At 44.6% G+C, this 21,098-nt stretch carries 21 protein-coding genes and 2 pseudogenes; 8 read left to right on the top strand and 15 right to left on the bottom strand.

Features of this window, described 5'->3' with window-relative positions; translation table 11 throughout:
- Positions 1-274: 274 nt before the first annotated feature.
- Positions 275-697: a thermonuclease family protein gene (locus LAY41_RS26235; RefSeq protein ID WP_249104569.1), complete on the top strand. Its 423-nt coding sequence runs from the start codon at positions 275-277 to the stop codon at positions 695-697.
- Here the strand turns inward: LAY41_RS26235 and LAY41_RS26230 are convergent.
- The 4 genes and pseudogenes from LAY41_RS26230 to LAY41_RS26215 all read right to left on the bottom strand — a co-directional run bounded on the left by LAY41_RS26230 (position 694) and on the right by LAY41_RS26215 (position 1,906).
- Positions 694-1,062, bottom strand: a complete 369-nt coding sequence (locus LAY41_RS26230; protein WP_249104567.1) for a hypothetical protein — start codon at positions 1,060-1,062, stop codon at positions 694-696. The two genes, LAY41_RS26235 and LAY41_RS26230, sit on opposite strands and share 4 nt — an antisense overlap.
- Positions 1,059-1,301, bottom strand: a pseudogene (locus LAY41_RS26225) (transposase); the annotation flags it as partial. The gene LAY41_RS26230 and the pseudogene LAY41_RS26225, both read right to left, overlap by 4 nt.
- Positions 1,241-1,654, bottom strand: a pseudogene (locus LAY41_RS26220) (ISL3 family transposase); the annotation flags it as partial. The pseudogenes LAY41_RS26225 and LAY41_RS26220, both read right to left, overlap by 61 nt.
- A gap of 159 nt (positions 1,655-1,813) precedes the next feature.
- On the bottom strand, positions 1,814-1,906 hold the full coding sequence (locus LAY41_RS26215) for a transposase (RefSeq protein ID WP_249104565.1): 93 nt from the start codon (positions 1,904-1,906) through the stop codon (positions 1,814-1,816).
- A gap of 168 nt (positions 1,907-2,074) precedes the next feature.
- Here LAY41_RS26215 and LAY41_RS26210 point away from each other — a divergent pair, with 168 nt between their 5' ends.
- Genes LAY41_RS26210 through LAY41_RS26200 form a run of 3 tightly spaced genes read left to right on the top strand, consistent with a single transcriptional unit; the run spans position 2,075 to position 5,858 of the window.
- Positions 2,075-4,888: an RHS repeat domain-containing protein gene (locus tag LAY41_RS26210; protein ID WP_249104563.1), complete on the top strand. Its 2,814-nt coding sequence runs from the start codon at positions 2,075-2,077 to the stop codon at positions 4,886-4,888.
- Positions 4,845-5,339 (top strand): ankyrin repeat domain-containing protein, encoded by a 495-nt coding sequence (locus LAY41_RS26205; RefSeq protein ID WP_249104560.1) that lies wholly within the window; start codon positions 4,845-4,847, stop codon positions 5,337-5,339. The genes LAY41_RS26210 and LAY41_RS26205 overlap by 44 nt, the downstream gene beginning before the upstream one ends.
- Positions 5,340-5,858 carry an ankyrin repeat domain-containing protein gene (locus tag LAY41_RS26200; protein ID WP_338023056.1) on the top strand — a complete coding sequence of 173 codons (519 nt, stop codon included), beginning with the start codon at positions 5,340-5,342 and terminating at the stop codon, positions 5,856-5,858. It begins immediately after the preceding gene.
- Positions 5,859-6,011: 153 nt separating this feature from the next.
- On the opposite strand, the gene LAY41_RS32900 is transcribed toward LAY41_RS26200, so the two are convergent.
- The 4 genes from LAY41_RS32900 to LAY41_RS26180 form a co-directional block, all read right to left on the bottom strand.
- Positions 6,012-6,176, bottom strand: a complete 165-nt coding sequence (locus LAY41_RS32900) for a Tn3 family transposase (RefSeq protein ID WP_420840350.1) — start codon at positions 6,174-6,176, stop codon at positions 6,012-6,014.
- Positions 6,177-6,650: 474 nt separating this feature from the next.
- Complete coding sequence (locus LAY41_RS26190; protein ID WP_249104556.1) at positions 6,651-7,169, bottom strand: Spy/CpxP family protein refolding chaperone; 519 nt, start codon at positions 7,167-7,169, stop codon at positions 6,651-6,653.
- Between the two features lie 6 nt (positions 7,170-7,175).
- Entirely contained in the window at positions 7,176-7,643 is a 468-nt protein-coding gene (locus tag LAY41_RS26185) for a hypothetical protein (RefSeq protein WP_249104554.1), read from the bottom strand.
- A complete protein-coding gene (locus tag LAY41_RS26180; RefSeq protein ID WP_420840349.1) occupies positions 7,640-8,215 on the bottom strand; it encodes a sigma-70 family RNA polymerase sigma factor in 576 nt (191 codons plus the stop codon). The genes LAY41_RS26185 and LAY41_RS26180 overlap by 4 nt, the downstream gene beginning before the upstream one ends.
- A gap of 144 nt (positions 8,216-8,359) precedes the next feature.
- On the opposite strand from LAY41_RS26180, the gene LAY41_RS32660 reads away from it, so the two are divergent.
- On the top strand, positions 8,360-9,616 hold the full coding sequence (locus tag LAY41_RS32660; protein WP_249104552.1) for an FAD-dependent monooxygenase: 1,257 nt from the start codon (positions 8,360-8,362) through the stop codon (positions 9,614-9,616).
- Positions 9,617-10,595: 979 nt separating this feature from the next.
- Here LAY41_RS32660 and LAY41_RS26170 read toward each other — a convergent pair.
- A complete protein-coding gene (locus LAY41_RS26170; RefSeq protein ID WP_249104550.1) occupies positions 10,596-10,886 on the bottom strand; it encodes a type II toxin-antitoxin system Phd/YefM family antitoxin in 291 nt (96 codons plus the stop codon).
- On the opposite strand from LAY41_RS26170, the gene LAY41_RS26165 reads away from it, so the two are divergent.
- The gene (locus tag LAY41_RS26165; RefSeq protein ID WP_249104548.1) at positions 10,876-11,454 is read left to right on the top strand and encodes an RpnC/YadD family protein; all 579 of its coding nucleotides are present in this window, start codon (positions 10,876-10,878) and stop codon (positions 11,452-11,454) included. The two genes, LAY41_RS26170 and LAY41_RS26165, sit on opposite strands and share 11 nt — an antisense overlap.
- Before the next feature lie 44 nt (positions 11,455-11,498).
- On the opposite strand, the gene gor is transcribed toward LAY41_RS26165, so the two are convergent.
- Positions 11,499-12,896, bottom strand: a complete 1,398-nt coding sequence (gene gor / locus LAY41_RS26160; protein WP_249104547.1) for a glutathione-disulfide reductase — start codon at positions 12,894-12,896, stop codon at positions 11,499-11,501.
- Positions 12,897-12,942: 46 nt separating this feature from the next.
- Here gor and LAY41_RS26155 point away from each other — a divergent pair, with 46 nt between their 5' ends.
- Positions 12,943-14,550 (top strand): mechanosensitive ion channel family protein, encoded by a 1,608-nt coding sequence (locus tag LAY41_RS26155; protein ID WP_249104546.1) that lies wholly within the window; start codon positions 12,943-12,945, stop codon positions 14,548-14,550.
- Between the two features lie 122 nt (positions 14,551-14,672).
- Here the strand turns inward: LAY41_RS26155 and LAY41_RS26150 are convergent, their stop codons facing one another.
- Positions 14,673-15,935 (bottom strand): cation:proton antiporter, encoded by a 1,263-nt coding sequence (locus LAY41_RS26150; RefSeq protein ID WP_249104545.1) that lies wholly within the window; start codon positions 15,933-15,935, stop codon positions 14,673-14,675.
- A 497-nt stretch (positions 15,936-16,432) separates the two neighbouring features.
- The gene (locus LAY41_RS26145; protein WP_249104544.1) at positions 16,433-17,050 is read right to left on the bottom strand and encodes a WG repeat-containing protein; all 618 of its coding nucleotides are present in this window, start codon (positions 17,048-17,050) and stop codon (positions 16,433-16,435) included.
- Between the two features lie 151 nt (positions 17,051-17,201).
- On the opposite strand from LAY41_RS26145, the gene LAY41_RS26140 reads away from it, so the two are divergent.
- Positions 17,202-17,480: a hypothetical protein gene (locus tag LAY41_RS26140; RefSeq protein ID WP_249104543.1), complete on the top strand. Its 279-nt coding sequence runs from the start codon at positions 17,202-17,204 to the stop codon at positions 17,478-17,480.
- Between the two features lie 13 nt (positions 17,481-17,493).
- Here LAY41_RS26140 and LAY41_RS26135 read toward each other — a convergent pair whose 3' ends face one another.
- The 3 genes from LAY41_RS26135 to LAY41_RS26125 all read right to left on the bottom strand — a co-directional run bounded on the left by LAY41_RS26135 (position 17,494) and on the right by LAY41_RS26125 (position 21,098).
- Positions 17,494-18,057, bottom strand: a complete 564-nt coding sequence (locus tag LAY41_RS26135) for a Uma2 family endonuclease (protein WP_249104542.1) — start codon at positions 18,055-18,057, stop codon at positions 17,494-17,496.
- Positions 18,058-18,375: 318 nt separating this feature from the next.
- The gene (locus LAY41_RS26130; protein ID WP_249104541.1) at positions 18,376-19,722 is read right to left on the bottom strand and encodes a (Fe-S)-binding protein; all 1,347 of its coding nucleotides are present in this window, start codon (positions 19,720-19,722) and stop codon (positions 18,376-18,378) included.
- A 50-nt stretch (positions 19,723-19,772) separates the two neighbouring features.
- Entirely contained in the window at positions 19,773-21,098 is a 1,326-nt protein-coding gene (locus LAY41_RS26125) for an FAD-binding oxidoreductase (RefSeq protein WP_249104540.1), read from the bottom strand.

Here is a 21,098-nt window from a genome sequence, read left to right as displayed (position 1 = left end):
GCGAGAATGGGTTTCTAAAAATTAATCCCCCATAGCCGCCACAATCGCCTCGATGTCCCGCAGCGTGACTTTGGATTTTGGATTCTGCCGCCTGATGGTGTTGAGTAAGAAGGCGGCGTCGGGGGCGCTTGTCGCCCCCTCAACTGCTATCTACTCGAGCGTCCGAGATATTGCCAAAACTGCTGTTATTTCTGAACCTCTCAGTCCACACCGAATTAGACATAGTAGTGTTAACTATGGCGGTACTTAAAAACACTTTAAAGAAAACACAAATATGAAAAAGTTTTTCCCGATCGCTCTTGCCAGCTTGCTCCTGACAACAGGCTCGGCTATTGCACAGCAGCAGTCTGCCAGCGTTTTGTCTGTGGGTGACGGCGACACGATTCGAGTTCGTCAAGGCAGCAACCAAACTATCACCGTGCGACTGAGTTGTGTTGACGCTCCCGAAATTGCCCAGCAGCCTTGGGGTTATGCGATTATTTATCCCCAATACTTCAGCGGGTGCAATGCCAGTCGTGGTCAGTACCAACAGGCCGAAGCCGGAGCTAGACAAAACAGATTGGCTTTTTGGAGCCAACCCAACCCGGTAGCGCCTTGGGATTTTCGATCGGGACGGCGAAACACTCAACCGCCAGCGGCTAGGCCAGCACCCACATCAGCACCTAGCCCTGCGGCTGGCACTGCGATCGCGGTTTAAAAACGAATCTGGCTGATATGAATCACGCCGTACCGATTGTCACCACAGGCATCGGTGGAAAGCCACTGTTGGCTATTGTCATAAAAACGATAAACGTTAATCTGACGACGAGTGGTAATCGTACAGACAATATTACCGTTTGGTCGTGAGCGAACGTTAGATGGGGGAGCGAACACGGTTGCCGTTCGACCACCAGTAGCGTAGTAAGTAGAATAGGCGTTCGATGCACTGGCTGGTGAAGCACGATCGAATGAGAAGTTTTGGTCACTGAGTGCTTGAGTCTTGTAATCCTGATGCGTGAGCGCCTGAACGGGTAGCGCAATTGTAGAACCAGCAAGTAGCATTGCCGTCACCAATGAAGTCAAAATCTTGGTTCTTCCGTACGAAGGTGTGCTAAATTAGGAGGAAAATGCCAGAGAAGTAAAGCTCGGAGTTCAAAATTATGAAAATTTTTAAAGCCAAAGCCGCAACGTTTTAACAATTTTAATTTGTTATTAATACCTTCCACTATCCCATTAGTTGTTCTTCTTTCAAAATAACCCACTACCTCCGGGAACCAACGCTTAATGGTGGCAACACTATTTCGGTAATATGGTTCAGCTTTCTTGGCTCTCCCGTACGAAGGTGTGCTAAATTATCAGGAAAATGCCAGAGAAGTAAAGCCCGTATCTCAAAATTATGAAAATTCTTAAAGCCAAATCCACAACGTTTTAACAATTTTAAGTTGTTATTAATGCCTTCTACTACCCCATTGGTTATTCTTCTTTCAAAGTAACCTACTATTTGCGGGAACCAACGCTTAATCGTTGAGACACTATTTCGGTAATATGGTTCAGCTTTCTTTAACCAATCAATTAGTTTTAAGGTTCCTTCTCCTAAAGTTTTACTTGACTCAAATAAAAGATGTAATTCCTCTTTCAATGAGTGCATAATTGCCACTATTGGTGAAGCTTCTTTAACTTTTTGTAATTTTTATTTTGGCTTGTTAGATAACTTATCCTCGGCTTTCAGTAATGTATATTTACTTCCTTTTAAGCTGTTAAATAGTTTGGCCATTGACTTAGTGTTTAGTGATTCTGCTGTTTTCTTATGGTCAATTTTCGCTTGATTTAATTGTTAATGAACTATTTTTGTTACATGAAATCTGTCCACTGTTAGTTCTGCATTTGGACAGATTTTATGTGCTAATAATTTATAATTACCAGTCATATCCATACTTAGTTATTCTATCTAAAATAATACTTTTTTTCCCCATTTCCGCATCACGTTTTCTATCTCTGACTGGGTTCGACATGACACTAACCCTACTAATTTATGTGTTGATAAGTCTACTAAAACTACGATGAATTGACGGCGACGGATACGAATGGGAATAAGGTGACGTTTACTGATGCTGGGATTTTTAGCGATAGTGGGAAGGCGATTACTTTTGGGAGGGATGCGGGGGGGAGGATTGTTTCGGTAACTGATTTGTTGGGTAAAGAGGTGAAGTATCAGTATGATGCTAAGGGTGATTTGGTTGGTGTTACTGATAGGGAGAATAATAGTACTAAGTTTGTTTATAATGAACCGCAACGGACTCATTTCTTGACTGAAGTGATTGACCCGTTGGGAAGAAGGGGGGTGAGGAATGAGTATGACGAGAAAGGTCGATTGAAGAAATTGTTTGATGCGGATAATAATGCAGTTGAATTAATTCACGACCCGAATAATTTTGTCGAGACTGTTAAGGATCTTTTTGGTAAGGCGACTGTTTATGAGTATGATGAACGAGGGAATGTCGTTACCGAAATTGACCCGTTAGGGAAAGTGACGAAGCGGACTTATGATGATGATAATAATACGCTGAGTGAGACGGTGATTACTCCCGAAACTGGGGTAGAGGGGTGGAAAACTGAGTTTACTTATGATGGTGTGGGGAATAAGTTAAGTGAAAAAGACCCGTTGGGGAATATTACTCGATATACGTATGGTGCTTATGGTCGATTGTTGACTGAAACTGACTCGTTGGGAAATACTACTACTAATCGTTATTCTAAGAGTGGAAATTTACTATCTTCTGTTGATCCTGCTGGTAACGTAACTGAATACAGTTATGACATCAGGGGTAATCTTCTTTCTTTGACGGATGCTAACAAAAAGGTTACTAAATTTAAGTACGACTCGTCTGGAAATGTAGAAAGTGTTCTGGATGCTTTGAATCACGAAACTATCTATACTTATGATGGTAATGGGAATAAAAAGACTGAAACGAAGAAAGTAACCACACCCTCTGGGATACAATCACTCGTTACTAAATGGGATTACGACAACTCTGGAAAAATTAAGTTTCTCACCGACGCGGAGAATAAAGTTACTGAATATCAATATGATCGGAACGGGAATCAAATTGCTATTATTGATGCGTTGTTACGCAAAACTGAATCTCGTTATGATAATAAGGGTCAATTGATTGAGACTATTTATCCAGATAAGACATCTGACTTGTCAGATAATCCTAAAACGATTAATTTGTACGATAAAGGCGGTCGTAAACGTGGTACTATTGACCTTTCGGGACGGGTAACGCATTATAGGTATGATGATACGGGAAGAGAAATTGAGACGATTTATCCGAAAGTAACAGATACTTTGCCTCAGTTGATTTCGGTAATTTCTCCAACTCAAACACTTGCTACGATAGATTGGACTAATGTTGTCTATCCTGATGAAACTCCTGCTTATTTAGCAACGAATCCTAGAAGTAAGACTGAGTATTATAAGACTGGGGAAGTTAAGGCGCAAGTTGATGAACGAGGGAATCGGACTGAATATCGATATAATGCTAAAGGGGAATTAATAGAAACTATCTATCCCGATAATACGCCTAATACGTTATCGGATAATCCTAGAACTAGCAACGAATATGATAAAGCAGGGCGAAAAATTGCTGAAGTTGACCAACTGGGACGGGTGACTCGTTATGAGTACGATAGTCTAGGCCGATTAATTAAGACAATTTATCCAGACAGCACTCCTAATAACCTTTCTGATAATCCCACAACGCGCACTGAGTATGACAAATTAGGACGCAAAGTTGTTGACATTGACCAGGCAGGACACATCACTCGTTACGAGTATGATGCTAATGGTCAGCTGACTGATGTAGTGCAAACAATCAATCCCTCTGGTACTGCACCCACTGAAGTGAGAACCGAGTATGGGTATGATGAGGCGAATCGCTTAGTTTTGATTGAGGATGCCCTTGACCGTCGGACTGAGTATGAGTATGACAAAAATGGTCGTTGTATTGCTACAGAATTACCGCTAAATCAGCGTTCGTACACGACTTATGACCCGGTAGGAAATGTTTACAGCACCACGGACTTTAACGGCGATTCTATTAGTTATCAATACGACGAACAAAATCGTCTGATTAAGAAAGAGTTTTCCTCTGATAGCGGTCAAGTTCCCGTCACCTTTACTTATACTCCTAGAGGACTTATTGATAAGATTGTTGATGGGAGAGGAACTACTACTTTTAAATACGATGAACGTAACAGGTTGATTTCTCGGACCGATCCGACGAATGGGCCTTATTTAGCAAGTGTTGCGACGATTGAATACGGGTATGATGCGGCGGGTAATCGCACAGAAGTGAGAACTCCCAATGGTACTGTTTCTTATACTTATGATAAGCGGAGTCGTTTGCAGACGGTGACTTTTCCGGGAGAAGGAACAAGGACTTATTTATACGATTCTGCAAACAATCTGAAGCAAAGTAATCTTCCCAATCGTGTTGTCGAAACTCGCGATTATGATGAACTAAATCGATTGAAATTACTGAAATATTCTAAAGATGGAGTAGTAATTTTTAGTTTCGATTATACTCTCGATTTGGTAAGTCATCGGCGGATCGTACAAGAACAAAGTGGAAGGAAGGTTGAGTATGAATATGATGGGTTGTATCGGTTGACAAAGGAAACAATAACTGATGCTGTTGCTGGAAATCGGATTGTTGAGTATAGCTACGATAAGGTGGGTAATCGCATCAGTAAGAATGATTCGGTTGAGGGGATTATTACTTATTCTTATGATGATAATGACCGTTTGTTGAGGGAGGAGTTGAAGAAGAATGGTGTGGTTGTTCAGACGATTGAGTATCGTTATGATGATAATGGGAATTCCAGCTTTAATCGTTGCCGCTCATAGTGGAGCTAAAAACATCGTAGAACTACTAATTGCCAGTGGTGCAAGTGTTCATGTGGTAGACGGCAATGGTCAAACTCCCTTGCATGTGGCAGCTACCCAAGGACATCGGAATATAGTGGAACTCCTTATTGCTAATGGAGCGCAAATCGATGCCAGAACGAGAGATGGCTGCACTCCTTTATACCTAGCAGCTTGTGGTGAGCATAGGGAGGTTGCTCAACTTCTGCTGGACAATGGTGCTGTCATGGAGCCAGACATCTCTGTGATGCTTGGAGATGTTGAATTGGTCAAGTACTATCTTGCACAGGGAATAGATGCCAACTCCAAATTAACAAAAGGAATGTCAAAAGGAGATTCATGGCTGATTACAGCCATTGGGTATAAATATAAAAATATAAATTTGATTGAACTTCTTCTAAATCATGGTGCAAGAGTCAACGAAAAGACATAAATCTTCAAGTTTTCCCCTCTCCATCGGGTTGCAATTGTAGGCTATAAGTCAACTTTTGTAAGTTGTCGAGACATTGGCGAACTTTTGATAGCTCATGGTGCAGATGTCAATGCAGAGGACAAACATGGCAATAGTCCTCTACATTGGGCAGCCCGCCTCGGACATCAAGATATCGTAGAACTTCTCGTGGAATGTAATGCTAATATTAATCATATAAATCAAGCAGGAAGCAGTGCTTTATGTGAAGCAGTACAACGTAATCGCCGACAGATAGTGGAATATCTTTTGTCTCGTGGTGCAGAAGTAAACTTAACAGATAAGTCAGGTTATACCCCACTCTGCCTTGCTTTTCAGAAGTCAGGTGATGACGAGATTATCAGGCTTCTTGTTGCCTATGGTGCTGATGTTAATGCTCAGGATTCTAAGGGGTTTAGTCCACTACATAGATCTGTCATACAAAAGAACAAAAATATGCTTGAGTTCCTGTTAGCTCACGGTGCGCGAGAAGGCTTAGAGTAAGTGTGACACTCTTAATCGCAATTATATCGCTATGTAGGGTATTTTGGCGTACAATACTCCTAATACATTATTAGATAATCCCAGAACTAGGCATCACCGTGCCAAAACGGGAAAATTGTACGCTAAGGCTGAAACAATTATCCAGCAAGCATTTCAGCGATACTTATTTGACTTCACCCGCAAAGGGCGCAACTTGTCAAAACTGGTCGCCTGCTTCAAATTCCAAACATAATCACCAGTCAGATTGATATGCTCCCAAACCAGCGGCGATAAATGTTTCAAATGTTCTTCAGGAATATCCACACCCTGTAGCTTCAAATAATCAACAGCTTTTTATAAGTACACAGTATTCCACAGAACGATAGCAGCAATCACAAAATTCAACCCACACCTGGATTTACTCAGAAACCACCGAAAAAAAGCGAAAAAAAAAGAGGTGGTCAACCAGGGCATGAAGGAAAAAGCCGCAACTTATACCCAGTTGAAAAGTGTACCTCAGTTATAGAGCATCATCCATTAAGATGCTCTAGTTGTGGAGAAAGCTTTCAAGGAGAAGATACAGACCCTTAGCTTCCCTATGGCAACTTGCTCCTGACGGGGCGATCGCTTTGAAATCCCAGGCAGCGAAGGTGTAGGACACCAGAAAACTAATAATTTGGCACACTAAGTATGGAAGAGCCGAAATCGCTTCTAAGATGGGCGTCTCGCCCATCCCACAAGAAGTCGTTAGATATTTTGTTGTTTGGAAGTCCCTATATGCGATCGCATACCGACGCTATTCCAGCATACGTCCTACCTAGTCGGTGGAGTTTGAGGAGAAGGCATTGGGCCTCTATTACCTGGGCGATTCCTCATACCTCTCCGCTGGTTTTGCATACGTTGGGCAAACTGACGACGTTGTTCTGGGGTCAGTACTTCTCGCATAGCAAGCATACTTTCAAATCTTAGCTGTCTAACCTGCCGATCTATTGCTTCAACTTGGCGATGTTTGTCGCGCAATTGATCTTGGGAAGCCGTACCCGCCATCATGGTTTGCAATTCTTGCTGTCCTTGGCGCAGGGATTGTACGCTTTGGGACATCCGGTCTTTGTACTGGTTGTGAATTTGCTGTATACGCTGGATTTGGTCTTGGCTGAGATTTAGTTCCCGAATCCCAGGCGGCATCGGCATTGGTCGATCGGGCCGATTGATAGGATTTACATCTTGGGCAATGCTTTGTTGTGATAGCCAAGGATTGGGATTGATAAAAACAGCAGCGCTTCCAATCGATAGGGTTAAAGCGGCTATAGTAGAAGCGCGGTTCAAAAACATGGGAATTTATCTCCTTGTTGTTTCTCTTAAAGTTGATTTAGTTGAATTTTGCTCGGTTGTATTGGCTAGTTGCATCCAATCGGCTGAAGTATTTTCGAGTTCTTCTTCCGTTTGGCTACTCGCTACAACGCTATTCCAGTTATTCTCTAAAAAGGATTCGATCCTAACGAGTTCGGCGTCGTTTGGCATTGTAGTTGTTGAGGTTCGGCTTACTTGCAAAGGAAGCTGGAAGGGTAATGTATTGACGCCTAACCGCAGCATATTGCTTCCCCAAACCAACATCACACCGGCAGCAATGGCGGGTGGAAACAGCCACAGTCGCTTAGAGAATCGGCGCACATTTAGCGAAGGTTCTGACTTCACAGCTTGGAAAATCCGTGCTTCTAAATCCGGTGCTGGTGAGGGAACATCTGGACGGTTAGCCTTGAGGAATTCCACTAAGCGTTCATCATCATCTGTTGGCAGCTGTTTCATAGGTGAACTCCTTGTTCCTGGAGAAATTGTCGCATAGCCGCACGGGCATGAAAAAGGCGAGATTTGACGGTTCCCACCGGAATACCCAAAATTTCAGCCATTTCTTTTTGAGGGACTTCTTCGAGATCGTGCAGTACTATTACAGCGCGATGGTCTAAACTGAGTTGAGCTAGTCCGCGCTGCACTAGATCTTTATAATGCAGCTGCATAAGATCCGGGGCTGAGGATTGTTCTGAGTTTTCAGTTTTTAGTTTGGTGTCAAAGGTGCGCTGCTGAGCAAATTTCCGCCGTTGGTCGCAGGCTACGTTCCAACTGATACGATAAAGCCAAGTGGAAAATTGCGATGTTTGCCGCAGTTGGGGCAATCCTTTCCATACCCGCATAAAAACTTCTTGCACTAAGTCGTCGAGGGAGGATGGGCCACACAGCTGGTACATGGTTGACCTAACTCGCTGGTGGTAGCGTTGGTAGAGTTGTCGAAAGCGTTCCTGGTTTCCCTGGATACTCTGCTGGGCTAGATAGGAGTCGGACCGATCGCTTTCTGGCACATTAACCCCTGCATCAAGATACACCTCTGGTTTCTCCCTCAACGGCTAGTTTCGCAGGTTTAGACTGGGTAGGTGGGGGAAAGGTTCAAATCGATCGCCAATAGCTTGTCGGTTTGGCTGTTGAGGATAATGATAAGTGCGATCGCTCCCGTAAGATAGGAAACAGCAGTGCAGAATAACACCAGCAAGGCTACAAAACAGAAAGCTTTAAAGGCGATTATCATCGGCGGTGGAATTGGGGGACTAACTTGTGCTAGTGCTTTTCTCGACGCGGGAATGCAGGTAGAACTCTACGAAAAGCGCGACCTTGATTCCATGTTATCTGGGCCTGGGGGCATTTTCATCCAACGGAATGCCATGCGCGTTTATGAATTGCTGTGGGAAGGACGGATACAAGAGCAGTTGTACCAACAAGGAGCTAAGATTCTCAAAGGCGGTTTTTTCAGCAAACAAGCAAAGCCTTTGTATATCAACGCGCCGGAGTTTGTCAAAGCAGAAGATTTGGGTATTTGTATTCTGCGCCCGGAACTGCAAAATATCCTTTACAATGCGCTTCCAGAAGGAACTGTCAGGAATAAGGCAGCTTTTACAGATTTTGTGGAAACAGCAGAGGGGATTCGCGTTTCGTTTGCGGATGGAAGAGAAGCTTGGGGCGATGTTCTCATTGGCGCGGATGGACTTTACTCGAAGGTAAGGGCGCGTTTAAATGGAAAGGAACAAATGGAACCACCGATTTATAGTGGAATGTGTTGTTGGCGGGGACGGTTTTACAAAGAAAATTTACTTCTAGATGAACGTTACAGTTGGGGAGAATTTTGGGGACGCGGTAATCGGTTTGGATATTTTGATGTAGGTGGGGGTCGATTTGGTTTCTATGCTTTTAGTCAGGCGGAAGCTGGTGGGAATGATGAAGCAATGGGTGGTTCTAAAAAAGCATTGCAAGCTCTTTTTTCATCTTATGCTCAGCCAGTTCCAGCTATTATTGAAGCATTGCCGGAAGGAAGTATTTATCGGGATGATATTTTCGATCGCGAACCGCCAGGTATGCAATGGGGTCGCGGTCGAGTCACTTTAATTGGAGATGCTATCCATCCAGTGCAACCAAATCTGGGTCAAGGGGGGTGCATGGCGATCGAAGATGCTTTTGAGTTAGTTAAAATGTTAATAATTGGGGAAGAAAAAGGCGATGATATTCCGGCAGTGTTGCGTCAATTTGAGGCGAGTAGAAGTAAGAGAGTTGAAAAGGTTTTTACTACTGCCAGACAGGTAGGAAATTTAGGACAAACAGATTCAGATTTGGGTTGTTTTTTGCGAGATTTGATATATTGGCTGATGCCGACTTGGTTAGGTGATTTACAGTTTAAATGGCTGTTTGATTATGAGCCGAAAAAGCTCCCAGCCCCCCAACTCTGGGGGGAGTTATGAGCCAAAAAGCCCCCCCAGTCCCCCAAAGAAAGGGGGGAGTTATGAGCCAAAAAGCCCCCCCAGCCCCCCAAATCTAGGGGGAGTTATGAGCCAAAAAGCCCCCCCAGCCCCCCAAATCTAGGGGGAGTTAAATCCTGTTCCTCCCAAGGTTGGGGGGTTAGGGGGGCGCTTGTTGACGAAAGCTGTCACCCCGCCAGCGATTCAAATCGCTGGCTAATAGCGAAAGTCCACTTAAGTGGACTGGTAAAGAAGATTAGTCAGTTGAAACTGAGATCTGGCACCATTCTCAACAAGACCTGAGAAACCGGGTTTTTGAACTAAAAATGTAGGTTATGAGGTTGAGTTGAGGCCAAAAAACCCGGTTTCTGAGACTGGTGCAAGATCTCAGCCTATAGCCCGATTCTTCTTGGCTGAGGCTGTTTTGGGAGGTTTGCAGAGATCGATCGCACTTTGTTTATGTTTATAACCCAAACAGCAGCTACCTCAAAGAAAGTAAAGTTTGGTTTCATTCTCTTGCCTCTCTAAAAAAGAGTGATAAATTAAAAACATGAAGCAAACAAGCTTCCCCGACAGATACCACAGCGAAGTTCACGTTTGTAGCAAAGAGGTAAAAGACGCTGTTAAATCTAGCATCTGTCCCATCCAACAACAACACCCAACCAAAAGTCTGATATTTCCTCATTTATTGCCAAGGGAGATAGGGAACTGGATTTTATATCTCAGTGCAACTCCAGGCTGAAGAAAAATGAGAGGAGATTCCTCAGAGAATATGGCTTGGGTGTTGTTGTTTGAAAGATTTAGAAAAATAAAACAGTAAAGCATTAGCACTGAATTTTTCGACATATACTCAGCACGGTCACAGACAGAGCTTTTTTTATCCCTGTAGGGGCGAAGCATTCCGTCAAATATCTTTGGGTTCAACCAACCAATTATTCACGGAATGCTTCGCCCATTTATGCCCGTGCGAAGTATACACCTTTTATTCGTCTTCGCTAAGTCCGAATTCTTTACGCAATTCCTCTATAGTTCGAGGCTTATTAGTTCGTGCTTTGGCACGTTGTAAAGCATCCAGTAGGCGCATGGCATTTTCATGTGACTGGAACAGATATACTGTTTCCATGATGCTGTTAAGTTCAGCAGTAGGAATGACAGACACGCTTTCAGAACCTTCGCGAGTAATAACTACAGGTTCGCGGGTAGAAATTACCTCATCGTAAATTTTGTCAAAATTATTTTCAGCTGTGGTATAGGTTGTTTGATTGGCGAGCATTACTACCTCCAGTGATGTATTCAATTTACAAGAGGGTAATGTCGAAATTCCCACTCGCTATGAATCCGAATTGGCAGGATTGCAGGCGCGGCAAGACTACCGCGTGATTAATCTTTGGGAAGTCGATTGTGAAATCGCTTTTCAACAACCAGCTTCACCTCTTATCCCATTTGTACCAGTGCTGAAGGGTGGCGCATCAGAATCTACAGTACGGCAAGCATTGCAAGTTCTACGCGCCGATGAGCAATTAAGCCAGTTTGAAACAGTCATGGCCTTTTTTGCTACTTTTGTATTGGAAAGTCGTTTAGTTCAGCAAATCATGAGGTGGGATATGGCAATATTAAGCGAGTCTCCTTGGTATCAAGAAATTTTGCAACAAGGAATACGTCAAGAACGGCTATCATCAATTGAACTGATTTTAGAAATGAAATTCGGCAGCGGGGGAGTACAGTTGATGCCGCAAATATCTCAAATTTTAGATTTGGAGCAATTGAAGGCTATTCAACTGGAACTCAAGAGGGTGAATAGTTTGGAGGAACTGCGACAAATCATCTCAAATATTGATTAGATTGGAAACGGGTTTCTTTGTCAGAAACCCGGTTTCTGGCATATCTATCGCAAAGTAACAAACTCCTCAGCGGTAGAAGGGTGAATCCCCACTGTGGCGTCGAAGTCTTTTTTGGTAGCACCCATTTTGACGGCTATTGCTATGCCTTGAATAATTTCCGCCGCATTTTCGCCTACCATGTGAGCGCCCAATACTCGATCGGTATTACCGTCAACAACTAATTTGACGGTGACTTTTTCATCAGCGCCAGTAAAACTGTGAAACATGGGACGAAAACGAGCGCGATATGTCTTCACGGCGTCGCCCAATTTTTGTCTGGCTTCCGCTTCGCTAATACCCACGCTAGCGGCTTCCGGTTGGGAAAATACCGCAGATGCTACATCTTGGTGACTGAAGATGCGGGAATTATTGCCAAATTCAGTATCGGCAAAAGCGCGACCTTCACCGATAGCAACTGGCGTTAAATTGATGCGGTTGGTGCAATCGCCTACAGCAAAAATATTGGGCTGACTGGTGCGGCTGTATTCATCGACTGTGATGGCACAGTTGACGCTGTAGCCGTGCAACCTGGGCATCTCTTCATCTTCGCAGAAGATAGTTTCAACACCGGCTTTTTCTAAACCGAGTTCGGCTAAATTGGGTGCGCGACCGATCGCAACCAAAACCGCATCCGCCGTTATTGTCGATTCCGTATCTTTGCCTTTTTCAGAAAAGGTAATTTTAATACCTTCTGACACTTTCTCGAATTTCTTTGCTTCGCTATTGCAGATAATGTTGATACCGTGTTGCGTCATGGCATCTTGAATGCCGCTGCGAACATCGTCATCAAAACCTTTTAAAATGCGATCGGTCCGAATCATCAGACTTACTTGAGAACCAAGTCCGTGCATGATACAGGCGAATTCTACGGCAATGTAGCCAGCGCCAATAACTACCAGGTGTTTGGGTTGTTCCTGGAGGTGAAACATTCCGCGAGAAGTGACGGTATATTCCGCACCTGGTACATTCGGCTTGACGGCTTCTCCTCCCACGGCAATCAAAATTTTGTCGGCGGTGATTTTGCGCCCATCTACTTCTACGGTATGAGGATCTAATAAAGTGGCACGACTTTTAATTAATTCGACGCCAGCTTTTTCCAAGAAGTTAATATGCAGCTGATTCAGACGCATCACTTCATTATCGACAGCGGTAACGAGTTTTTGCCAATCAAAGCTGCTTTCGACTTTACTCCAACCGTAGCCAACTGCGTCTTCGTAGAGGTGGGAAAACTTAGAGGCATATACCATTAACTTTTTGGGTACGCAGCCGCGAATTACGCAGGTACCACCGACGAGATCGCCTTCTGCGATCGCTACTTTAGCACCATAGGAAGCCGCCCGTTTGGAAGCCGCCAGCCCCCCGGAACCTGCACCTATCACAAAGAGGTCGTAATCGTATGCCATGAGTTGCTATGCTCCCTTGGTGAACAGTTGTACAATTCTTATCCTAATGAGTTGCTTGAATCCGCTTCGATTCATAAAAACTAAATCTCTTCGGATAGTTGCCCTCAGCTTCATTCTGGGTTACAGCCTCAGCCTGACGCCAGTGTGGGCGCAAGGAAATCCCACTGCGCCGATTACCCTAGATGGACGCCAGTTATTTAAAGTCAGCCAATTGGAGGGATTTGAAGCTCAGCCACGAGCTGATTATGCCAATCAAATCCTGAATCGGGTAGTGCAGTCGGGCGATCCCGTACAGGTGAAGGTGGTGGAGATCAAAGATCTGCCAGTGATCCGGGTGAATGGGCTTAATTTGCTGACTGTGACTGAGAAAGACGCCCCAGAAGGGATGTTGAAGGAAGAACAGGCTGAACTCTGGCGCGATCGCATTGATGTGGCAATTAAGCTAGCACAGGAACAGAGGCGTCCTGGGTATATCCGCCAAGCGCTGTTAATTTCGGTTGGGTGCGTGTTGCTGGCGATCGCCCTTACCTCCGTTTTAGGTTCAATTTGTCATCGTTTGCTACAACGATTGATTCGCCAGCAGGAGACAGTTCCAGAGGCTACAGCGCCAACGCGCAGTCTTGAGTTGTTCCTCAAGTTTACACTTGCCCTCGTGCGTACCGCTTTGTGGTTGGCTGTAGCACTTTACACCAGCAACCAGTTTCCCCAAACGCGGGTATGGAGCCAAAAAATAGCTGACCTTGTTGTTTACAGTCTGGCTTCACCAATCATTCCGCTTGGAGATAAATCTTACTCTGTTATTCAGATAATTATCCTGGTTGGACTGTTTTACGGTCTTTTAATTGTAACCAAAACCGTTAAGAATGTGTTGCGATCGCGTGTGTTAGGTTTGACAGGCATGAATCGAGGCGCTCAAGAAACGATCGCCATCATTGCCAACTACACGCTGATTTTGATCGGTAGCGTAGTGTTGCTACAACTGTGGGGATTAGACCTCAGTTCCATCACCATTTTTGCTGGGGTTTTAGGTGTAGGAATCGGTTTGGGATTGCAGGGAATCGCTAAGGAATTTGTCAGCGGTTTGGTAATTATCTTTGAGCGTCCAATTCAAGTTGGAGACTTTGTAAATGTGGGCGATTTCATGGGAACAGTAGAGCGCATCAGCGTCCGCAGCACCGAAATTCGCACCCTGGATCTGGTTTCAATTATTGTGCCGAATTCCCGCTTTTTAGAAAAAGAGGTTGTGAACTGGAGCCACAGCAGTTTTGTAACCAGGATCAAATTGCCTATAGGTGTAGCCTATGGTTCTGATTTGACTAAAGTGCGGGAACTTCTGATTGATGCCACAAAAGATTATCCAGATGTGGTGTCCGAACCACCTCCTAATGTGATTTTTAGAGGATATGGCGACAATTCTTTGAATTTAGAGTTACTTGTTTGGATTAAAGAACCGCGCAAACAGTTTATAATTAAGAGCGATTTGTATTTTCGGATTGATGCTATTTTGCGCGATCGCAATATCGAAATTCCTTTTCCTCAACGAGATTTGTATGTGCGTTCTGGCAGCTTGCCGATCGAACTCTCGCCACAATTAGAAGCTTCCTTAGAAAACTGGCTAAAAAAGTACGGCAATGGAGCCAATCAAAGGGACTAGAAAAGTCAATCGATGAGAGGATTTTGGATGAAAGGATTTTGGATTGACCCCACGAATGAATCCGGGGGCAACCCAATCAATAATTTATTGGTCAAAAGTCAAAATAAATAGTTCATCAGCAATCAAGATTTATCAACAAGCGTTTCTACAGGGTTAACATTCGCGTGACGGCTTTTAATATTGCGATCGTACCAGTTTATTAATGGGGTGGCACTAATGCCATGCAAAATTACGGAAATGACGATAGTAATGTACGTAATCCAAGCGATTTGTTCACCCAGTTCGTCTTTTAAGCCATTTCCAAAAGCATAGCAGAGATAATAGATGCTCCCCACACCGCGAATGCCAAACCAGCCAAACAGCCAACGGGTTGCCGGGTATAAGCGATCGCCTATTGTGCTAATCCAACTTCCCACAGGTCGAATCACAAAAATTAACAATCCTGCCACCAACAATGCTTCACCAGCATGAGCCTGGATTGCTTCCCATCGCAGAAGCGTACCAAGTAGTAAAATTGTCCCGACTTCCATCAGTTTTTCAATTCGCTCTGTGAATTCTAGCTGAGAATTTCGCTTGTCTGGATCGCGATAACTGCGCTGTGCTACAATTCCGGCTACAAAAACCGCCAAAAATCCATAGCCGTTGACAAATTCTGTTAGGGAATAGGTGAGCAATATGATGCCGAGAGCTACGAAATCCTCCATTAATTCATCGGCTGGGCGGTGATTTTGCAGTCGTTTATCAATCCAGACAATAGCCTTTGCTACCACTATTCCCATGATGATGCCAGCTGCAATAGCCCAAATTAAATCGACGAAAACCCATTGTTTAAACCAGTTTTCCCAGTTATTATCTTTTAACGAGTAAATCCCGAAATAGACAAAGGGAAAAGCCAGGGCATCGTTTAAACCGCCTTCCGAGGTTAACCCAAAGCGCAATTCATCTTTATCTTCGACATCAGATAGCTGTACTTCTGAAGCCAATACTGGATCGGTTGGTGCGAGAATTGCTCCGAGTAAAATTGCTGGCCCCCATTCCATTTTTAATAGCCAATGACCTACGGCGGCGATGGCAAAAATTGAAATCGGCATCAAAAACCCAATTAGCCGCACTGTTGAATGCCAAGACCACAAATTGAGACGGCGATTCATTTTCAGTCCGCAGCTGAATAAGGAGACAATGACAACAAATTCTGTCAGTCGCTCTAGAAACTTGGCATCGGGTCGCAATTGAATTAAATTTACCCCATAGGGGCCAAGGAGGATACCGACGAGCAGGTATATGAGGGCGAAGGAGAGGGGTAATCGGGCAATCCAGCCCGATCCTAATGTAACAATGAGCAGAAGAAAGCCAATAACGAACAGGTCAATTATATAAATATCCATATATAATGGGGATAAAAATTCAAAGTTGTCCTCTGAACTTTACTGAGCTTGCGCTTAGCTCCAAATAACCTTTGGGTAGATTGTTGCATATTTGCTTATCTGTCTGTTGGCTGAGGTTACTGGAGGGGAAAGGGCAAAGGGGGAAGTGGGGAAGTGGGAGAGTGGGGGAGTGGGGGAGTGGGGGAGTGGGGGAGAAGGAACAACATTGAGGCAGAAAAAGGGGGTAGCTAACCCGGATTTGGTCTGACGCACCCTACAACCTGAAAAATACCTCAAAATTAATAACTGGCAACTTGCGTTATACTTCGCACGGGCATAAATGGGCGAAGCATTCCGTGAATAATTTGTTGGTTGAACCGAAAGATCTTTGACGGAATGCGAAAGCCCCTACAGGGATAAAAAAAGCACGGTCACAGACCGTGCTGAGTATATCTATCATTCTTTTTCCCGTCTGCCCCACACCCCCTCTGCGGCTTTATAGATATTCTTTCAGCCAATTACTTTGTGGGATTCCAAACAAACTTCCCGGTTTTGTCGATATAGCCCCATTTGTCGCCAATTTTTACCCCGGCTAGCCCTTCGGAGAAGTTCTCAGTCTCATTAAACTGCGGCGAGATGACTGTTTCCCCTGCCTTGTCGATATAGCCCCACTTGTCGCCAATCATTACCTCTGCTAGTCCTTCGGAGAATTCGTTGGCATCATCAAATTGGGGTGCGATCGCCATTTTTCCGGTTTTGTCGATAAAGCCCAACTTTTTGTCAATCTCTACCGCTGCAAGTCCTTCGGAAAAGTCATCAGCATCATCAAACTGCGGCTCGATCGCGATTTTGCCACTCTGGTCAATATAGCCGTACCGATCGCCAATTTTTACCCGTGCCAGCCCTTCAGAGAAGTCACTAACTTCATCAAATTTTGGCGAGATGACTACTTTTCCCGTCTTGTCGATATAGCCCAGCTTGCCATTCTGTCTAACGGCAAACAGTTGGCTTGAATCTTGCTTTGGCGGCGGTGAGCCAGTTGACGCCTGCGTCTGCTCTACCGGGCGACAGGATACCAAACCTGAAAGGGTAAGGCAGAGAAAAAGAGAAATGGATCTATTGACTTTTAGTTTCATCTGTGATATGTAAGCTAGCTGCCGCAGTTTACCGAATATAATTTAGCCCAGTTTTGAGTTGCGATCGCGATGTCTGTTGCTCAGCAATAGTATCTGGTTTCACAAGATCTAAGCTTTAGCCCGGATCGCCTCGCTGGATTTTGGGCATTTTATGCTAAAAAAGACATGGTTTGGGGTGGAAGAAGTGAGCAGACGGGCACTTTATTACGAAGTTGTCAGGCAATTTGCATTATCTGCTGGGGCGGTTGAATGCCTCTGGAGGACGAGCGATCGGTCTTTTTCCGGGTGCGTTGCGGAAGTTTGGTTTAGCGACTTGAGAACTGCGGGAGAATTTGCGGGGGTGTGTAGCGATCGTATGGGGGTAATTTGCAAGGTTCGGGCTACTTCAGATGGGCCAGCACAGTTTTATGTATCGGTTCCCTGCGTGTGAAGATGCGATCGCTTCACAGCCGCAACCAATCAAACAAATCTCCTACCGTCAACCGTAATTCTGCTAACAAATCTGGCACGGGTAGCACCTCTTCTGCTTTCTCCAAAAATTCCGGTTGTTTTCCTGCTGGATAAGCTAACACCGATTTTTGTTCTGGATCGAGTAACCAGCCTAATTTGCTACCGTATTTGAGGCAGTGCAAAATATTTCCGGTTACTTTAGTTTGGTTTTGGTCAGGAGATAAAATTTCGATCGTCCAATCTGGGTGAGTCGGGAAAATATTGGCAATATCACCATTTTCATCAACAGGTATTCTCTCCCAAGCAAACACCGCCACATCTGGGACGATCGAAAGTCCGCCAAAAGTACAGCGCAATTCTGGAAAAGCCATAGCAATTCGCCGATCCTCCACCACTTCGTTAATAACAGTGACTAGCTTTCCCTGTAATTTACTGTGTTTTCCCTGTGGCATAGGTTTTTGGATTATTTGACCGTTGATGTATTCGCTAGCTGGTTTGGTTTCTGGCAGTTTCAGAAACTCTGCCAAAGTGAGCAATTTTGTCGGTGTTTGTACCATGAGCGATCGCCTCTTGTTTTATAGTAGAGTGCGTTAGTAACTCAAGTTGCTAGTTACTTGCTTTCTGGGTACGTAGTTGCGATGCCGCGCTCTTAAGTAGTAGGACACAATTAATTACACAAACCTCTGGGCTACAAGCCTTGTCTAGTAAAGAATCAGGAAAGAATCAGCGTGTAATTAATTCTGTCCCATTACTTATTACAACTTGGATAAGAGCGCGGCATCGCAACTACGTACCTAATCTCAGCCTCAATTATATAACTAGCAACTTGCGTTAGTAGTTTTATAGTAGGGTGCGTTACACTTAGTTAAGACACCCTAATCATCAAGCTTTACTCCTCGAATCGAATAATCCAACAACTCCATCGGGTGCATAATCGGAACTTCCTTACCTTGCAACTGCAAATGCTTGCTAATTTGCAAAGTACAACCAGGATTGGCAGAAGCAATTAACTCAGCACCTGTATTCAGCAAATTGTCAACCTTTTGCTGACCCAATTCATCAGCAACTTCCGGTTGCAGCATATTGTAAACACCAGCACTACCACAACACAAAGCGGCATCAATTGGTTCTCGCAACTTCACACCCGGAATTTGTCGCAATAGCTGACGCGGTTGCACGCTAATCTTTTGTCCGTGCAACAAATGACAGGCATCTTGATAAACCAAAGTCAGTTCCCCATCAGTCAGCGGTGATAATTTTGTCGTTAATCCAACCAAAGCCAAAAACTCTTGAGCATCTTTTACCTTTCCAGCAAATTCTTTTGCTTTTTCCCGATAAGTAGGGTCATCTTCTAAGATGTGAGCATATTCTTTCAAAGTATGACCGCAACCAGCCGCATTAATAATTACAAAATCCACGCCTGTGCCTTCAAAACTATCAATCATCTGCCTAGCAAGTGCTTGAGCTTGTTCTTTTTGTCCTTGATGTTCTGGCAATGCGGCACAACAACCTTGAGATTTAGGAATCACAACTTCGCAACCATTGGCAGTTAAAACGCGCACCGTTGCATCATTAACTTTGGAGAAAAATAGACGTTGTACGCAACCTAAAATTACGCCAACCCGATAGCGTTTCTTACCTTCAGCCGGAATAACTTCTGGCAGAGTATCTCGAAACGCTTTTAGAGTTACATTTGGCAGAATAGATTCCATTGCCCCCAATCGGGGAGATATCTGTTTGAGTAATCCAGTAGCGCGAAAGAATTTGGGAAATCCCAACTTTTGATATACCAACAAAGGCGCTAGCAAAACCCGCAACCGATTGGGATAGGGAAATAAGTTAAAGATGAGTTGCCTAACCAGTTTATCTGGCAAACTGCGGGAATAATTTCTCTCTATTTGTGGACGAGTGGCTGCAATTAACTTGTCATATTGTACACCCGACGGACAGGTAGTTACACAAGCGAGACATCCCAAACAACTATCAAAATGCTGCACCGTTCCCTCACCAAGAGGTGCTTCACCTTCATTGATAGCATCCATCATATAAATCCGCCCTCTTGGCGAATCCATTTCTTTACCAAGTATGCGATAGCTGGGACAAGTGGAAAGACAAAATCCGCAGTGAACGCAAGTATCAATGAGTTTCGGATCTGGTGGATGATTAGCATCAAAACCACCTAAATTAGCTGAATTTATGCCCGGTTTTTCGGAAATTTGCATCTTCTCTCTTTGTTCCTTTGCGCCCTTCGCGTTTTCGTGTTTCGTTTAAACTAAATTCCAGCCACAAAACGATGTGGGCTTAAAATATTTTCTGGGTCAAATTGCTGTTTGATTTGCCGCATTAAATCGAGGGCGTTGCCGGAATAACCCCAGACATCCAGCTGTTGTTTGAAGGAAATTGGTGCTTCAAGAACAGTGAGAAAACCGCTGTGAGATTGACAGTGCGATCGCATTTTTGTAACGCAATCAAGCGCATTTTCTGGATTAAACCGCAATAACCCTAATCCGCTACCGGCGTGAATCAATCCAATTCCCTGCTGTTGGGAAATGTTATCCAACAGAGTGAGAGTGGCGACGGCAGCAGTGGGTAGCATTCCTATTTTGCAAATAATTTCGGGCTCTTGACCAGATGCCCACATTTGTTCTGCTAACTTCTGCCATAATTCAGCCTCATCATTTCCGGTATAGCTGCTGCATTGCAAACCCAGTGTTTGCCCCACTTCTAGAAGTCTAGTTGATTGTTGTTTGACACTTTCTGTCATGCTTTGGAAGCGAGTAATTAATCCCATGCCTTTACCAAGTCCCAGGTTAGTTACCACCTGAGTCGATCGCAAATCGACTGCGGTGGGGGTTAAGGCGGAGGCTAGCAGGGTTTTGGTGGCTTGTGCGATCGCATCCCCCGTACCGATCAGCACCACTGTCTGTGACGCTTCTGGCAGGGGATAAACGCGAAACGTGGCTTGCGAGATAATGCCCAGCGTGCCAAACGAACCTGCAAACAGTTTCATCAAGTCGTATCCGGCAACATTTTTTACCACGCGCCCACCGGCTTTGGCGATTTGTCCATCGGCACGGACAAAGGAAATTCCCAGCAACATATCCCGCACGCCGCCATATCTTTGCCGTAGAGAACCGGCGTCAGCAGTAGCTACGATGCCGCCGATGGTAGCTGTTTCGGGATAACTTGGATCTAGTGCGATAAATTGTCCTGCTTTTGCCAAAATTGCCTGTATATCGGATAATTTCGCGCCTGCTTCGACGGTGATGGTTAAATCGCCTACTGCGTGTTCGATGACGCGATTGAGGCGTGAGGTGCTAATTACTACATCGACTCCTTTAGCTACACCACCCCAACTCAGTTTGCTGCCGCTGCCGCAAGGTAAGACGCGCCAACGCTGCTGGTAGGCGCAGGCGATGACTTGGGCGAGTTCTTCCTGGGTGTTGGGATAGACGATGCAGGTAGAAGTAGTGCCGGATGATACTGTCTCAGATATGTGTTTTTGCTGAGAAACTTCGATGTTTTCCCAGTCGCGGACTGCTGCTGGGCCAAGGATGTCGGTGAGAGTTTGTGCGATCGCTTTCGTTTTTTGAATCAC

Origin of the sequence: Argonema galeatum A003/A1 (genome assembly GCF_023333595.1) — a bacterium.
Classification (GTDB): Bacteria; Cyanobacteriota; Cyanobacteriia; order Cyanobacteriales; family Aerosakkonemataceae; genus Argonema; species Argonema galeatum.
Note: the sequence above shows the minus strand (reverse complement) of the source record. Positions and strands in the feature narration are given on the sequence as shown.